The 14,431-nt window shown below is 62.5% G+C and carries 15 protein-coding genes and 1 riboswitch; of the genes, 5 read left to right on the forward strand and 10 right to left on the reverse strand.

Annotated elements, in window-relative coordinates; genetic code table 11:
- Positions 1-31: 31 nt before the first annotated feature.
- From ACX80G_RS06170 to ACX80G_RS06185, 4 genes are read left to right on the forward strand one after another with little or no spacing between them, the layout of a single operon-like run.
- Positions 32-1,378: an extracellular solute-binding protein gene (locus ACX80G_RS06170; RefSeq protein ID WP_459306464.1), complete on the forward strand. Its 1,347-nt coding sequence runs from the start codon at positions 32-34 to the stop codon at positions 1,376-1,378.
- Between the two features lie 10 nt (positions 1,379-1,388).
- Entirely contained in the window at positions 1,389-2,291 is a 903-nt protein-coding gene (locus tag ACX80G_RS06175; RefSeq protein ID WP_459306466.1) for an HAD family hydrolase, read from the forward strand.
- Complete coding sequence (locus tag ACX80G_RS06180; RefSeq protein WP_459306468.1) at positions 2,281-3,750, forward strand: MBL fold metallo-hydrolase; 1,470 nt, start codon at positions 2,281-2,283, stop codon at positions 3,748-3,750. The genes ACX80G_RS06175 and ACX80G_RS06180 overlap by 11 nt, the downstream gene beginning before the upstream one ends.
- A complete protein-coding gene (locus ACX80G_RS06185; RefSeq protein ID WP_459306469.1) occupies positions 3,732-4,481 on the forward strand; it encodes an endonuclease/exonuclease/phosphatase family protein in 750 nt (249 codons plus the stop codon). The genes ACX80G_RS06180 and ACX80G_RS06185 overlap by 19 nt, the downstream gene beginning before the upstream one ends.
- Before the next feature lie 20 nt (positions 4,482-4,501).
- On the opposite strand, the gene ACX80G_RS06190 is transcribed toward ACX80G_RS06185, so the two are convergent.
- The 7 genes from ACX80G_RS06190 to ACX80G_RS06220 form a co-directional block, all read right to left on the reverse strand.
- A complete protein-coding gene (locus ACX80G_RS06190; protein ID WP_459306471.1) occupies positions 4,502-5,161 on the reverse strand; it encodes a methionine ABC transporter permease in 660 nt (219 codons plus the stop codon).
- Positions 5,161-6,189 carry a methionine ABC transporter ATP-binding protein gene (locus ACX80G_RS06195; RefSeq protein ID WP_459306473.1) on the reverse strand — a complete coding sequence of 343 codons (1,029 nt, stop codon included), beginning with the start codon at positions 6,187-6,189 and terminating at the stop codon, positions 5,161-5,163. The genes ACX80G_RS06190 and ACX80G_RS06195 overlap by 1 nt, the downstream gene beginning before the upstream one ends.
- Positions 6,190-6,258: 69 nt before the next feature.
- Positions 6,259-7,140: a MetQ/NlpA family ABC transporter substrate-binding protein gene (locus ACX80G_RS06200; RefSeq protein ID WP_459306475.1), complete on the reverse strand. Its 882-nt coding sequence runs from the start codon at positions 7,138-7,140 to the stop codon at positions 6,259-6,261.
- Positions 7,141-7,342: 202 nt separating this feature from the next.
- Positions 7,343-7,460: riboswitch (SAM riboswitch) on the reverse strand.
- A gap of 160 nt (positions 7,461-7,620) precedes the next feature.
- Positions 7,621-8,256 carry a TetR/AcrR family transcriptional regulator gene (locus tag ACX80G_RS06205; RefSeq protein ID WP_459306477.1) on the reverse strand — a complete coding sequence of 212 codons (636 nt, stop codon included), beginning with the start codon at positions 8,254-8,256 and terminating at the stop codon, positions 7,621-7,623.
- Positions 8,257-8,282: 26 nt separating this feature from the next.
- Positions 8,283-9,380 carry an alcohol dehydrogenase catalytic domain-containing protein gene (locus tag ACX80G_RS06210; RefSeq protein WP_459306478.1) on the reverse strand — a complete coding sequence of 366 codons (1,098 nt, stop codon included), beginning with the start codon at positions 9,378-9,380 and terminating at the stop codon, positions 8,283-8,285.
- Positions 9,377-10,840: a purine-cytosine permease family protein gene (locus tag ACX80G_RS06215; RefSeq protein ID WP_459306480.1), complete on the reverse strand. Its 1,464-nt coding sequence runs from the start codon at positions 10,838-10,840 to the stop codon at positions 9,377-9,379. The genes ACX80G_RS06210 and ACX80G_RS06215 overlap by 4 nt, the downstream gene beginning before the upstream one ends.
- The gene (locus tag ACX80G_RS06220) at positions 10,837-11,010 is read right to left on the reverse strand and encodes a hypothetical protein (RefSeq protein ID WP_459306482.1); all 174 of its coding nucleotides are present in this window, start codon (positions 11,008-11,010) and stop codon (positions 10,837-10,839) included. The genes ACX80G_RS06215 and ACX80G_RS06220 overlap by 4 nt, the downstream gene beginning before the upstream one ends.
- A gap of 115 nt (positions 11,011-11,125) precedes the next feature.
- Between ACX80G_RS06220 and ACX80G_RS06225 the strand changes: the two genes are divergently transcribed.
- Positions 11,126-11,971 carry a nitrilase-related carbon-nitrogen hydrolase gene (locus tag ACX80G_RS06225; protein WP_459306484.1) on the forward strand — a complete coding sequence of 282 codons (846 nt, stop codon included), beginning with the start codon at positions 11,126-11,128 and terminating at the stop codon, positions 11,969-11,971.
- A gap of 94 nt (positions 11,972-12,065) precedes the next feature.
- On the opposite strand, the gene ACX80G_RS06230 is transcribed toward ACX80G_RS06225, so the two are convergent.
- The 3 genes from ACX80G_RS06230 to ACX80G_RS06240 form a co-directional block, all read right to left on the reverse strand.
- On the reverse strand, positions 12,066-12,644 hold the full coding sequence (locus tag ACX80G_RS06230; RefSeq protein WP_459306485.1) for an HhH-GPD-type base excision DNA repair protein: 579 nt from the start codon (positions 12,642-12,644) through the stop codon (positions 12,066-12,068).
- A 68-nt stretch (positions 12,645-12,712) separates the two neighbouring features.
- Positions 12,713-13,759, reverse strand: a complete 1,047-nt coding sequence (locus ACX80G_RS06235; RefSeq protein ID WP_459306487.1) for an NAD(P)-dependent alcohol dehydrogenase — start codon at positions 13,757-13,759, stop codon at positions 12,713-12,715.
- 95 nt (positions 13,760-13,854) lie between these two features.
- Positions 13,855-14,427 (reverse strand): MOSC domain-containing protein, encoded by a 573-nt coding sequence (locus ACX80G_RS06240; protein WP_459306488.1) that lies wholly within the window; start codon positions 14,425-14,427, stop codon positions 13,855-13,857.
- Positions 14,428-14,431: the final 4 nt, after the last annotated feature.

Raw genomic sequence — 14,431 nt, forward strand, 5'->3', positions numbered from 1 at the left:
ACCAGCTAACCGCACCGGAGGTGCCCGTCCCATGAGTCTGTCCAAAAGAGCCGCCCTTCCCTCCTTTCTTCTCGCCAGCACACTGGTGATCACATCCTGCGCCGGTGGCGGCGCAGGTGCCTCGGAAAACGCAGCAGCCAGTACGGAAAGTATCGACAGCACCGAGCTTCCGGAGGGGGTGGAAATAGATTTCTGGCACATCCAGGCCACCATCTACGGTGAAGCGATCACCGAAATGGTTCAGGAGTTCAACGAGACGAATGAGTGGGGAATCGTGGTCAACGAGTCCTTCAAGGGCTCCTACCAGGAACTCAACCAGGCCGTCCGCGCATCCCTGGCCGGCGGTGGCGCCCCCGATGTCACAATGGCCTACGAAAATGACACTCTCGAGTACGTGGCAAACGGTGTGATCGAACCCCTGGATCCGTACCTTGAAAGCACACAGTACGGCGTGCCCGACGAGGACATGGATGATCTGGTCGACGGCGTCCTGGCCCGGCAGCGGGTGGACGCTTACAACGGAAGCACACTGTCCTGGCCCCACGGCAACTCCAGCATGGGAATGTATTACAACGCCGACCTTTTCGCCGAGGCGGGCATCGAAGCGCCCCCCGCTGACTGGGAGGAATTCCTGGAACAGGCACGTCAGATGAAGGACAAAACCGGGCTACCCTATTCCGCCATGGGCACCGGCAAGAACGGCGTCTTCTACAACATGCTGCGCTCCAAAGGCATTGACCCGTATGACCCCAAAGCAGCGACCACCCAGTTCACCTCACCCGAATCCATCGAATCCCTAGAGCTGCTTGCCCTCCTTTTCGAAGAGGAACTCGTCTACACTGCGGCGGACACCGAGCAGGAATTCACCAATGAGCGCACCGCTTCCGAACTGGGCACCACAGCCCGGACCTCAACGAAAATCGAGCAGATTCAGGACAAATTTCAGTGGTCCGTGGCCATGACGCCGCAGGAATCGGCCGAACCCATCACTCAGCTCTTCGGTGGGAATCACGTGATCCTCTCCTCCGATGATCCTGAGCAGGAACTTGCCTCGTGGCTCTTCATGCGGTGGTTTGCCGATACAGAAGCCCAGTCCATCTATGCGGCCCGCACCGGCTATTCACCGGCCGTGGAAAGCGCCCTCAACACCGACATTCTGAGTACCAACTATAAGGAAAACCCGCAGAAGGCTGAAGCTTTCGACAACGTGTTCGTCAACGCCCAGATCATGCCGCCCACCGCTGCCGGCAACGCCATCGACGACATGGTCACCGGGGTTGTCGAAGAAGTGGTGCTGGGTCGGCTGACCCCGCAGGAAGCGGCGGAGCGGATGGATAGTGAGGCAACCAGTCTCCTCGAAACCGCACCCCAGAACTGAGGTCTCCACCATGCCTGAACGTTCCGCGAATCTTCTACCGGCCCGGGTTGGGGCGACGCTTCCCGCACCATTCGAGAACCTCGCCGGGATCAAGGTGGTGCTGTTTGACCTGGACGGCACCCTCCATGATGACCCGCGCATGACGGACCATTACGCTGCGGCGTTGGAGAAGTCGCTACCCAACGGGGATGGCGAGAGCTTCCGGGGAGAAATTGCTGCTGTGCTTCGACGAACCCACCCCGCCCTAGCTCCGGGCTGTTTCGTCGAGCCAACCCGCGGCGTCGTCGTCCACGCCCCCGAGTGGACGGCGACCACTGCCACGGACTGGGACGGCAACCCGGTGCCCCTTCCCGACGACCTGCACGGTGGCGTGAGCCATGACGGACCGCTGCGCTATCTCGGCGATCAATGGCAAATCATCGGAGCGCTGGCTGCCCGGCGCGGAGCCGACCAGCGTCTGTTGCGTGAAGCGTTCACCGGCGCCCGCCGGTTCATCAACGCTGAGGCAACCTCGCTCCTCCGATCCGAACACCTGGATGATGTTTTGCAGCGGCTCGGAGAGGGACGCCGGCTGCTGCTGGCCACCAACACTCCTGAGGAGCTCGCCGGCCCCTTGGTGCAACGACTGGACCTGCGCGAGCCATTCGAAATGGTGCGGTTTGACGCCCACAAGCCGGCGGGATGCGCGGAACTCATCACCCATGCGAAGGACCATTGGGACACAGACCCAAGAGAGGTGCTGGTCGTGGGGGACAACCTGTGGAATGACCTGTTGCCGCCCGCGGAGCGGGGCTGCCTGACCGTTCACATCGACCCGCTGAATATTGATCCGGGCGCGCGCTGGTCCAGCGCCCGGCACGCTGATTTTTCCTCGTTCGCCACCGCACTTAAGGAGATACCCGATGGCATCTGACCACGAACCGATCCTGACCTTTTTCAATGGCACCACCACCATCGGCGGGGTCCAAGCCGCCATCCAATTGGGCACCTCAACCCTGTTCTTCGACTTCGGGACAACCCCGAATCCCACCGGTTCCTTGTTCTCCCGCACCTCCCCCGCACCTACGGAGGGAAACCTCGTGGCTCAGTTGCGGGCTGGAATGGCCCCATTGGTGGAAGGCCTTTATGACCCGGACCAACTTGCCCCTTTCGGAGGAAGTGTTGCGTCCGCGGTGAAACCGATGACGACGCCGGGCCGGCTACTGGACAACGTTTCCATCCTGCAACGGCCAGGAGCCATGGGCATCTTCGTCAGCCACAACCACAATGACCACTGCGCGCTCCTCCCCTTCGTCAACCCGGCGGTTCCCGTGTTGATGAGTTCCGACGGTGCAGCGCTGCACGCGGGCCTGACAGAGGTGGGGGTTCTGCCAGGCACTCCGGCCACGGTCCGCGGTCTGGACGAAGGTGAACACGTGCTCGTCGGTGACCTGGATCTGGAACTCGTGCACGTCGATCATGACGTCCCCGGCGCGGCCGGGTTTGTTCTGCGCGCAGGGGACCGGCGGATTGCCTGGACGGGGGACTGGCGTGGCCACGGGCACGCACCGGAACGCATGGCAGCCTTCGCGAAGCGCGCGTCTGGGGTCGACTTGCTCATCACCGAGGGCACCACCCTCAGACCTGACACCAGCCCGGTCAGGCCACTATCCGAAGCTGAGGTGTCCGAGCGGGTGGACGGAATCCTGGCGTCCACCGACGGGCTGGCGTTCGTTACCCCTTACCCCCGTAACCTGCGCCGCCTGGCCAGTCTGCGTGATGCGGCCATCGCGAACGGGCGCACCCTGGTACTCCGTCCGGAAACTCTCGCCGGCTGGCGCGCCGCGGTGCGTCACGGGCTGAGCAGTCCCCACCCCGACGACGGCGGCGCCGCCGTCGCCGTCCTTGCGACAGGTGACGATGCGGACCGCGTCACCATCGGTGAGACGCAGGTAACCATCGACGACCTTCAACGGAACCGCGGTAGCTTCCTCGTGGAACTGCAGGTACCAGACCGCTGGGTGGCGCTGGCCGCCGGGGCCGGCCGGGGCGATGTGCTGATTCACTCCAATGGGGAGCCGTTGGGCGCCTGGGCCCCGGAATGGACCTCATTGCAGGCCTGGGTGGCAACGCTCGGACTGGACTTTGTTTGGCTCGACTCCGGCGGGCATGCAAGTCCAGATGACCTCGCCTGGCTCGTGGACACCATTCGTCCGGGAGCTGTCGCGGCCGTGCACAGTTCCCACCCGAACCTCTTCCCGCGCACCTCCACACCCCTCATCCTTCCCGCACGCGGCCAGTCCTTCCAGCTATCCCAGCCCGGCCCCTTCGCGCCCGGCGCACGCGGCGCCGATTCAGAAAGGACGATGATTCCATGCGTTTCGTTGTCATGACCCACAACATCTGGGCGGACACCCGATGGCCAGAACGCGAACCCGCGCTCCGGGCGCTGCTGCGCACACGTCGTCCCGACATCTACGCCGTCCAGGAACTTCGTCCAGCCACCCGCGCAGTGATCGATAGTGAACTCCCTCACCACAGTCGGGTCGAGGACGAAGACCGAGGCTGGACCCACGAAAGTTCTATCTGGTGGGACGCCGGGTTGTTCACCGAGGTGGAGCATGGCGCCTTGGACATCGGTATCGGGGTGGACGAGATCCACCGCGACCGGAAGCTCTTCTGGGTTCGGCTCGCCGCCCGGGACGGGACCACTTTCGTTGTCAGTACCGCCCACTTCTGTTTCCCCGGGACGGAACGCGAGCTGACCGAGCACATCAACCCGAGGATCGCCCAGTCCGAAGCCGCAGGGGCTGCAGTCACCCTGCTGGGTGCGCACGGGGATCCCGTACTGTTCATGGGCGATCTCAACGAGTCGTGGCACGTCACCCGGATCCTGCATGCCGCGGGATTACAGGATTCCTACTCTGCTCTTGGAGTAACTCCCGGCCCCACTTGGCCCACGGTTCCCACTTGGCCGAAACCAACCACACCCTGGGTCATTGACTTCCAGTTCCACTATGGAAATATCCGCGCTCTCAGCACTGAGATCGTGGATTTTTTCGAGGAGGATATTGCGCCCTCCGACCATAAACCAGTGGTCACCACTTACGGGTTCGATCTCTGAGCCGGGCCGCGTTCGGTCGGCTAACGCCTGAGCGCCTTCCGGGCGAGCGCGTTGCCGAGGAACTGCACCGCCTGGACCAGCAGGATGATTACGATCACCGCAGCCCACGTGACCCACGGGTTGAACTGCCGGTAGCCGTACTGGATAGCAAAGTTGCCCAACCCGCCGCCGCCCACATAACCGGCGACCGCCGACATGTCGACCAGTGCCACGAAGATGAACGTGTAGCCGAGAATCAGCGGCCCAAGCGCCTCGGGGATGAGGATGGTCAGGATGATGCGGAGGCGTCCGGCTCCGACGGACCGTGCCGCCTCAATAACCCCGGGCTGGACGGTCAGTAGGTTTTGTTCGACGATGCGGCTGATCCCGAACGCAGCGGCCAGGGACAGGGTGAAGATGATTGCACTGTTGCCGATCCCGGTTCCGGTGACCGCCCGGGCCAGGGGCTGCGCGGCGGCGAGGAAGATGATGAAGGGGATGGGCCTGAAGATGTTGACGATGATGTTCAGGGTGCTGAACACGGCGCTGTTACCGAGAATACTGCCGGCCCGTGTGGTGTAAAGGCCGATGCCGAGCAGGAGCCCGCCGAACCCGCCAAAGAGCAGGCTGAACCCAACAATGTAGAGGGTTTCGTAGGTGGCCTCCCACAGTTCCGGGGTGAGGGTGATGAGCGAATCCATCAGCTGAGCTCCTTCACAGTGATACGTCCGGCCAGCCCGGTGAGCGCCGCGTCAATGGCGCCGTCGGGCCCGGTGAGTGCGAGGGTGAGATGGCCGAACGCCCGGCCCCGAATGTCGTTGATACCGCCGTAGATCAGTTCGAACTCGACGCCGGCAGCGGCCAGTTCGAGGAAGACGGAGGCCTGGGAGGAGTCGCCGTCGCGGAAGGAGAAGGTGACAATCCGGCCGAGATGTCGTTCCTGCAGGACCGCGAGTTCGTCGGGTGAGGGGATCCCCCGCACCACGGTGGCGACGAACCGTTGCGAGGAGGCTTCGCGAGGGGTGGAGAAGACGTCGAACACGTCACCCTGCTCCACGATCCGGCCGCTGTCCATCACCGCCACCTTCGTGGCGAGGGTCTGGATCACGTCCATTTCGTGGGTGATCACCACAATGGTAATGCCCAGTTCCTCGTTGACCCGGCGCAGCAACCGGAGCACTTCGTGGGTGGTTTCGGGATCCAGGGCCGACGTCGCCTCATCGGCGAGCAGGATTTTCGGTGAGGTGGCCAGCGCCCGGGCGATGCCGACCCGCTGTTTCTGGCCCCCGGACAACTGTTCAGGGTAGTTGGAGGCCTTGTCTGCCAGCCCTACGAAGTCGAGGAGTTCAGTGACGCGCGCCCGGATCTCGTCGCGGCTCTTCCCTGCGACGCGCAGGGGGTAGGCGACGTTGTTCCAGACCGTTTTGGCGTTGAACAGGTTGAACTGCTGGAAGATCATCCCGATGTCGAGACGCAGCTTGCGGAGCTGTCTATCCGGGACGTTGGTGACCTGTTGACCGTCGACGATGATGGTTCCGCTGGTGGCCTTTTCGAGGGCGTTGATCAGGCGGACCAGGGTGCTTTTACCCGCACCGGAGTAGCCGATGATCCCGTAGATTTCCCCGGCCTCGATGTCAAGGCTGACATTGTCGATGGCGTGTACCGGGGCGTCGCCGCGGCGGCCCGGCGGGAAGCTTTTGGTGACGCCCTGCAGTGAAATGAGAGGCATGAAGTTCCTTGGTGAAAGACCCTGTGGCCGGCCGGGATCACCGGCCGGCCACAGGAGAGAGAGGGCTAATTAGCCTTGGGCGCGGGTGTCTTCCTCGACGGTGCCGAGGGTCGTCTGCAGCTCCTCGGGGGTGACCTGGAGGAACTCGGCGGTCCCACCCGAGGTCTCCTGAACGGCGTCCTGCACCTCTTGGTTTTCCTGGTAGATACTGACGAGCTTCTGATAGGTCTCGTTGGTTTCCTCGCCGGCGCGGGCTGCGAACACATTCACGTACGCGGCGGCTGCCGGATCGGCCGGATCATCCTGGGCAATGGCATCCTCGAAGTTCAGGCCAGCATCCTGCACGAAGTCGTTGTTGATGATGGCGGCCGCGACGTCGGGCAGCGATGTGGGCGTCAGTGAGGCTTCGAGGGTGGTGACGGTGACCTTGGAGGCCTCCTCGTCGATGTCGTCGATTGTGGAGAAAGCGCTGCCACCGTCGTCGAGCACCACCAGCCCCGCGGACTGGAGCACCAGCAGACCGCGGGCGAGGTTACTCTCGTCGTTGGGGACGGCGACCGTTGAGCCTTCGGGTATTTCCTCCACCGACCCGTACTGGGTGGAGTACAGGCCGAGCGGGTAGATGGCGGTCGAGCCGATCGGGGCGAGTTCTTCACCGCTGGAGACGTTGTAGCGGGCCAGATATACCAGGTGCTGGAACTGGTTCAGGTCCAGTTCGCTTTCGCTCAGCGCGGGGTTGGGTTGCGTGTATTCGGCGAAGTCGATGACCTCAAGGTCGATGCCTTCCTCGGCGGCGGCCTCGGTCAGCAGGCCCCACTCCGGGTCGCTGGCGCCGACGACGCCGAGTTTGATGCTCTCATTGCCGGACTCGGAGCCCTCTGCAGCGCCGCACGCTACGGTGAAGACGAGAAAGGGGACGATGGCGATGGTGAGGAGTTTGCGGGATTTCATAATGATTTCCTTTGAGTGGAGTCCAGCCGGCCGGGGATATTGGATGGGCGCGGCCGCTGGGTCGGCAGATAAGAAGGTGTGCGAAGTGCTGCGAGAACTGCAACGACATTCGGGTGGAGGTGGCTCAGAGGTTACATGCTGGCTCGCTTCAAGATCGCGGGCGGTAGCCACTACGAGCCCTGAATGAGGGTCGGTACCGGGTACGCCGTACTTGCCGTCCGGGGATTTGTTCCGGTGGCCGAATCTTCACCTGAAGCACCCCACTACGGGAGAGGGTTGCTGTTCAACCGGCCAGGGAGCCGTTGGTTGAACTCTTGATTCTGAGATCACGCTAAAGCAGAAATTTTGTCGGGTCAAAACCTTGGCGTTATGGATCGTCATAAAATGCCTTGTCAAGCCCATTCCGTTCATTGACCGGGTCGCCGAGGTGTGAGATCGGGTGGATCCGCCATCAAAGCGCCTGTGAGTCGTCGGAAGTAACTACCCGGCGGAGGGGGTTGGGGTGTTGAGCTTTCGTTCCAGTTCGGTGACGACCGCATCGAGCCCGAGGGTGAAAGCGCTATCCTGACGCCCGATATCCGCGCGAGCCGCCAATGCCCGGGACAGGGCGGGGTGGTCGTGTTCTGATGGTTCCCAGGGCGGTTCAGGGGAGGCTGCGTCAATCGCGGAGCCAAGAACGAGCAGGTCCACGACGGACAGCGCGTCCAGCAGGAGTCCTTCGCGGAACCCAGCCGTCTCAAGGATCTGAGCCAGAGCTTCATAAATTTCCAACGTTGGCTCGTCGTCAACTGATTCGCCAACGAGAGCTGGAATGACCATGGGGTGAAGTCCCATGGCGTGGCGATAGTTGATCGCCCAGCGGCGCGTCTGTTCTTGCCAGCTCCCACCGCCGCGGGGGAAGTCCCCCCGGTCATGCGCATCCTGACTGATGAGAGCACGAATGCCCTCAAGGATCTCAGTCCTTCCTCCCTTCACATGGTGGTAGAGAGAGGAAGGACTAACACCGAGCCGTTTGGCCAGCAAGGGTATCGAAAACTCCCGGTTCTCATCGAACCGTTCCAAGGCTGCCCGGAAAATTTTTCCGCGAGTGAGGATTCGGGTGCTGGGCCTGACCATCGACTTCCTTTGTGGTTGGGAGGAGGCTAAAACACTATGACACTGCGTGCCCGCTCCCCACGACGCATCGCATCGAATGCTTCGTTGACGTCGTCCAGACCGATACGGTTTGAGATCAGCTCGTCCACTGGGAGCTTTCCGGCCAGGTACAGTTCGGCCAGCCGGGGGAAGTCACGCCCGGGGACAGTCGACCCATAATTGGATCCGACGATCCGGAGCCCGCCTTCAGCCAAGGCCAGCCCATCGAAACTGACCGTCTCATCGGCCGGGGGCAGACCAACCAGGACGGCAGTGCCCCCTCGCACGAGCAGCCCGGGCAGCGATTCAATTGTTTCTTTCCGGCCAATCGCCTCGAACGCATAGTCCGCTCCCCCACCGGTGATCTCACGGATCACTTGCTCGGTACCCGAACCCGCGATCACCGTATGAGTGGCCCCGAACCGTTTCGCTATCGCAAGTTTCTCCTCACTCAGATCGACAGCGATAATTGGGGACGCTCCCACCAGGTTCAGTCCCATAATGATGGACAGGCCCACCCCACCGGTCCCGACGACGACGGCGGACTGACCGGGCGCCACCCGCGCGTCGTTGACTACTGCTCCAACGCCAGTGGATACGGAACATCCCAGAAGTGAAGCAACATCAAAGGGCACTTCCGCCGGGATTTTCACCGCAGCCGATTCGGGAACGACCGCATATTCGCTCATCGACCCGACCGCCAGATAGGGAAACACTGGGGCACCGTTCTCCGACAGTGGCGTGCTCCCGTCGGGCAGCACACATTCCTCCGAGCGACTACCAGTGCACACAAAGGCCCTCCCGGAAAGGCAGGCGGTACAGCGCCGGCACGGGTAAAACCAGCTGAGCACCACATGATCCCCAACAGCTACGTCCTCGACGCCCCCGCCAATAGCCTCGACGACACCCGCGCCTTCATGGCCCATCACGGTGGGAGACGGCATCTCCCATTCACCGTCGAGAACGTGCCTGTCGGAGCCGCAGACGCCCGACGCGCCGAGTCGAACCAGCACCGTACCCGGTCCGGGCGCGGCCACGTCAATCCGGATGATCTCCAGAGCGGATCCACTGCCGCGGTGCACCGCGGCACGCGAGCTGATGCTCATGAGTGCGACTCCTTCACATCGGTTGGTTCTGCCAGGTCATAGCCACCAATTCCTCGCCGCTGGTAAAGCGCGACCGCCAGAATCCAATACACGATTCCTCCGACGACGGCGGCGGGCAGCGAAGCGGAAATGACGTTGAACGCGGGTTGGGTTTCGAGGGTGACGGGGTTATAGATCCATAGGTAGAACACAGCGCCTGCAACCACGGCTGCCATGCCAGCCCAGTTCACCCCGCCGGGCAGGTGATAAGCACTCTTGGCTCCGGGGGCATAGAGCTCGGCCAAGTCGATGCGCTGCTTCCGCAGGATGAAGTAGTCAACAATGATTGCCCCGCACATTGAAGCGAGAAATGCACCACTCAGCGTGACGAATAAGACGAATCGTTCGTACATAAACTGGGGGAAAAACGCCAGCAACGCAGGCAATACGAAAAACCCGGCACACAGCCATTTCCAATGCAGACGAGTGAGTAACTGACCGCTGGACTGCCTTAGGGCAAGCACTGTGGAGTAGACAATCGAGGACATGCTGGTGATGTTGGCGAAGCAGATGAACAACAGGATAAACGCACCCAAGAGCGGACCGCCGAAGGGGATCATCCACACCGTGGGATCCGAGTCACCCAGGGTCAGGGCCGCTCCCATGCCGACAATCTGCGCCAGCAGGGTGGCGATGAGCAGTCCACCGTAGGCAGGCCAGATGGCGGCCTTCGGCGACGTGGTCATCCGAGCGAGCGAGCCCATCACCGGGTACCACGAAACGCCGACAGCAACATTGAACTCAACCGCGATCATGAAGTTCAGCTGGGGATCATCGAATGGCGCGAGCGGTGCTGCTTCCAGCAGTGCTGTCCAGGAAGTGTTAAGGACCAGAAAGACCATCAGCAACGCGGTGACGATCAAAAGCCCAGGTGCAATGAACTTGTTCAGACGGCCGATCGTGATGGGGCCGCGGGAGAGGACATACCAGGCAACGCCGAGCGCCACCAAGGCCCCCAAAGTGACCATCAGGCCATACTCATCGAATTCCATCCCGGTAGCAACACCTGCTACCTGGGTTGTGGCACGACCCACCATGATGCCCAGCAGTGACGACCACCCCATCTCGGTGATCAGCACAACTGTAAAGACCAGCACCCCAACCCCCGCTACTCCGAAGACCGGCCGAAGAATGGTGTACTGCTCTACTCCGTACCGTTGGCTGGCTACGGTGCTGGCGAGGACCATAAAACATAGCCCGATCGCATTTCCGATGATCATCGCAGCTACACCCTGCTGGAAGCCCACGAACGAGGCGGTTGCGCCACCCACCAGGAACGCCCATGTCGCGATAGCGAGCGCCACGTTCACCCAGCTGAAGTCAAGTGCGGTCCATACTCGCTCGGATTTCAGCAGGGGGAGGGAACCGAAAGTATTGGCGTTCGTTACTTCTTCCGCAGCGGTGCTTTTAGACCCGGTCACAGGACCATCACCAGCACTCCGAGCAGGCTTATCAGGACGGTGGTGCCCACATACACGGCCAGGTCGTTACGGCTGAGTGCGCGTCGCGCCGGGTCAGCGGCCTCGACGGTGCGAATCACCTCTATACGGCGCTGCAGTTCCTGTTGCACCTGGGCGGAATCTCTGACCACGTCTGCCTCCTCTTCAAATAATCGAATATCTTTCGGTTTCCTGGTTCATGAGAGCCCTAAAGCTGGGCGGTGTCAATAGACTTAATCAAATCTATCCAAATGTGAAGGAGATACCGTGGCTCGGATCGGCGTCTGGCAAGCTACCGGAAAGGTAGCCGAGATTGAGGAGAATCTGGCGCGGTTGGATCAGATGGCAGCTGACGCGGCTCGCCAGGGGGTGGACGTCGTCGTCACTCCTGAGCTGTTCGTCACCGGCTATGCGCCGGCACGAATGTGCGCTTCTGACGGCAAGGCCGTGCGCGAGCAGATAAGCGACATTGCCCGGCTTCGTCAGATCGCAATCGTCGGGTCCAGCGTCGATGACGAGGATGGGCAGCGTTATATCAGCGCCTCGTTTTTCGACGACGAAGGTTCCGAGCGGACCCGGTATCGCAAATCTCATCTGTTCGGACCCGAGGAAAAGTCAGTTTTCCACCCTGGTGTCCAACCCCCGCGGGTGTTCGACTATGCAGGCCTGCGATTGGCGCTGGGAATTTGCTACGACGTCGAATTTCCGGAGTTTGTCAGAGCCGCAGCACAGGGCGGCGCCGACGCGCTTCTCGTTCCCACGGCGGTGCCGTTCACGGGTGATGTCGACGGCTTACCAGGAGACCGGACATATAACGCGGAACGCATTTCCACCCTCATGGTGCCGTCCCGCGCGCTGGAAAACGGCATCTACGTGGCGTATGCCAATCACACGCCGCCGCACTTCACCGGTCTGAGCTGCATCGCCGGTCCGCACGGAAATTTGTTGGCAGAGGCTCGCCATGCTGAGGTGCTGATCATGGCGGACGTCGACGCCGAGGAGGTGCGGCGTGCCCGCCGCATCAACACGTACCTCGATGATGTGAAGGACGCTTACCCCACCTCTGGCGCTCCCTCAGCCACTTTGACGCAAGACCCCACCGCCGAGGGGTGAAATCTGGCGGATCCGGGCGCTCGAATCCGCCGAGTCGCCCGATCTGACTTCTCAACGGAAGGTGGGAGGGGGCTGGGAGGTAGGGGGTTGGGGGTTAGCCCTTCGCCTTCGCGGCGGCCTTCGCTGCCCGCTTTGTCTCCCGTACCTTTGTCAGGGATTCCGGATCCACAATGTCGGCGACGGATCGGTAGCTGCCCTTCTCGCCGTAGGCTCCGGCAGTCGTTCGCCAGCCGTCGCCGTCGTACCCGTACTGCTTGCCAAGCAGCGCGAGGAAGATCCTGGCTTTCTGTTCCCCGAACCCAGGCAGCGCCTTCAGTCGCTTGAACACTTCCGCGCCGTTGGGGTCGTCCCGGGTCCAGATCTGGGAGGCGTCGCCGTCCCAGTCTTCGAGCAGTGTGGCACAAAGAGTCTGGATGCGCGCCGCCATGCTCCCCGGATAGCGGTGGACGGCGGGCGGCGTCCGGCACAGCTCCGCGAAGGCATCCGGATCGTGACCGGCAATCGTAGCAGCGTCGAACGCACCGAGCCTGTCCCTGATCTTCGCGGGACCGATGAACGCAGTTTCCATGGCCACTTGCTGGTCCAGCAGCATCCCGATCAGCAGGGCGAGCGGCTCCTCGGAGAGTAGCCGGTCGGCGTCGGGGTCGTCGGTGATGTTCAGGTGCGCAGTCATGAACCCCAGTTTAACGCGCGAACCCCCGGCAGGAGTAGCTCCTGCCGGGGGTTCGCCACTGCCAAACGCTAGTTCAGCGTTGAGGTGTCGATGACGAAACGGTAGCGGACGTCCGAAGCCAGGACGCGCTCGTAGGCCTCGTTGATCTTGTCAGCGGAGATGACCTCCACCTCGGCACCCAGGTGGTGCTCGGCGCAGAAATCCAGCATTTCCTGGGTTTCGCGGATGCCACCGATCAGGGACCCGGCGAACGACCGGCGCCCACCGATCAGCGCGAAAGCGTTGACGGGGAGCGGTTCGGCTGGCGCACCAACGTTGACCAGCGCACCGTCCAGGTCCAACAGGCCGAGGTAGTCGCTGATGGGAAGCGACGCACTGACCGTGTTGATGATCAGGTTAAAGGAACCGGCAAGGTCTTTGAAGGTGTTCTCATCGCTGGTGGCGTAGTAATGCTTGGCGCCCAGACGGAGCCCGTCTTCCTGCTTCTTCAGGGACTGCGAAAGGACGGTGACCTCGGCGCCCATCGCGGCGGCCAGCTTCACGGCCATGTGGCCGAGTCCGCCGAGTCCGACGACGGCGACTTTCTTGCCCGGTCCGGCGCCCCAGTGCTTCAGGGGTGAGAACGTGGTGATGCCGGCGCACAGCAGGGGCGCGGCGACGTCGAGCTCAATACCTTCGGGGATGCGGATCACAAAAGCTTCGGTCACCACAATGTGGGTGGAATAACCGCCCTGGGTGATCGTGCCGTCGCGGTCCTTGGCGCCGTAGGTGCCGGTGTTGCCCTCGAGGCAGTACTGCTCCTCGCCGGCCTCGCAGTTCTTGCACTCGCCGCAGGAGTTCACCATGCAGCCGACACCCACGCGGTCACCCACGGAGTGCTTGGTGACGTTGGAGCCGACCTCGGTGACGATGCCGGCGATTTCATGGCCCGGTGCCAGCGGGTAGGACTGGGGTCCCCAGTCGCCGCGGACGGTGTGAATGTCAGAGTGGCAAATTCCAGCGAACTTGATGTCAATCAGCACGTCATCAGGGCCGACGTCGCGGCGCTCAATGGTGGTTTTGACGAGGTCCCCGGACGCAGATGGGGCTGCGTAGGCGTTTACGGTCGTAGGCATAGATGACTCCTGCAGATTAGGGTGCTGGAAAATTTACTTCCCCTGTCTCAACGCCAGCGAACGACGACGTATTCCTCACCAGTAGCGAAAAGTTGTCAGGGCAACCGGGATGGGTGCCGGAGCGTGGCTTCGCCGGCACGATCCGGTTCCAGGGGAACCGGGCTGATCAATACCGCCGGACCACGGTGCAACACCCCATCCGACAACGGCTGACAGCGCACTCCGCCACGGCCGCGCATTGCCGCGTGGGCTCCGGGGGCGAGCATGCGATCCATCCAGACGCACGGATGTGCGGGGCGTCCGGCCTTCAACCGTACGACGTCGCCGCGGGACTCCAGCTCGAACTCCAGACCCAGCAGCGGATGCAGCTGGGCGCCCCGCAGGATAACGTTCCGCCGGGTCAGCAGCGGGTCGAAGGGTGCCGCGGCCAGGTCCGCAGCGATGTCTTCGAGCGCCTCCACAGCCATCAGCGTCACGGCGGCGTCCATGTGGGCGGCCTTGCCAAAGAACCTGTCCCCCACAATCCCTTTGCCGGCCACCAGGTCCACCCGGTCGGCGTCACTCGTGGGCACGTCAGCGGCGCCGTCGCGGGCACGACCGAAATACGCGTGCGCAGGCGATACGAGCAGGTGCAGCACTTCGACGTCGTACCTGTAGTTCTCAGTCACGGTC

Source organism: Arthrobacter glycogeni, assembly GCF_054510815.1.

Coding starts and splice junctions, on each gene's coding strand:
- ACX80G_RS06170 (WP_459306464.1), top strand. CDS start 32: ATGAGTCTGTCCAAAAGAGCCGCCCTTCCCTCCTTTCTTCTCGCCAGC.
- ACX80G_RS06175 (WP_459306466.1), top strand. CDS start 1,389: ATGCCTGAACGTTCCGCGAATCTTCTACCGGCCCGGGTTGGGGCGACG.
- ACX80G_RS06180 (WP_459306468.1), top strand. CDS start 2,281: ATGGCATCTGACCACGAACCGATCCTGACCTTTTTCAATGGCACCACC.
- ACX80G_RS06185 (WP_459306469.1), top strand. CDS start 3,732: ATGCGTTTCGTTGTCATGACCCACAACATCTGGGCGGACACCCGATGG.
- ACX80G_RS06190 (WP_459306471.1), bottom strand. CDS start 5,161: ATGGATTCGCTCATCACCCTCACCCCGGAACTGTGGGAGGCCACCTAC.
- ACX80G_RS06195 (WP_459306473.1), bottom strand. CDS start 6,189: ATGCCTCTCATTTCACTGCAGGGCGTCACCAAAAGCTTCCCGCCGGGC.
- ACX80G_RS06200 (WP_459306475.1), bottom strand. CDS start 7,140: ATGAAATCCCGCAAACTCCTCACCATCGCCATCGTCCCCTTTCTCGTC.
- ACX80G_RS06205 (WP_459306477.1), bottom strand. CDS start 8,256: ATGGTCAGGCCCAGCACCCGAATCCTCACTCGCGGAAAAATTTTCCGG.
- ACX80G_RS06210 (WP_459306478.1), bottom strand. CDS start 9,380: ATGAGCATCAGCTCGCGTGCCGCGGTGCACCGCGGCAGTGGATCCGCT.
- ACX80G_RS06230 (WP_459306485.1), bottom strand. CDS start 12,644: ATGACTGCGCACCTGAACATCACCGACGACCCCGACGCCGACCGGCTA.
- ACX80G_RS06235 (WP_459306487.1), bottom strand. CDS start 13,759: ATGCCTACGACCGTAAACGCCTACGCAGCCCCATCTGCGTCCGGGGAC.